Genomic DNA, 393 nt, shown 5'->3' with positions numbered 1-393 from the left:
GAGGAGTCCATCGAGGCGGCCGCGGAAGCCGAGCCGACCGAGGAACGCGGCCTATTCGCCTTCGCCGACACTTTCCCGCAGATAAACTCCAAAAAGCCGCCGGCAAAGACCGAACCGCTCCAGCCCGAGCCGCATTATCACGGCCACCGCGAACGGCTGCGCACGAAATTCCGCGAACTCGGCGACACCGCACTCGCAGATTACGAACTGCTGGAACTCCTGCTCTTCCGCCTGATTCCGCGCCGCGACACCAAGCCCGTCGCCAAAGCCTTGCTCGAACGCTTCGGCACGCTTGCCGGCGTCTTCGGCGCACCGCAGCATTTGCTGGAGGAAGTCAACGGCATCGGCGAAGCGGTCGCGGCCGACATCAAGCTGGTTTCCGCCGTCGCGCAC

The 393-nt window shown here is 64.9% G+C and carries 1 protein-coding gene; it reads left to right on the top strand.

Going from position 1 to position 393, the window contains the following annotated elements; genetic code table 11:
- A partial coding sequence (locus AC1D0P_RS31220; protein WP_477680268.1) for a UPF0758 domain-containing protein occupies positions 1-393 on the top strand: 393 nt, incomplete at both ends.

Source organism: Polaromonas sp. P1_G2 (assembly GCF_056405515.1).
Note: the sequence above shows the minus strand (reverse complement) of the source record. Positions and strands in the feature narration are given on the sequence as shown.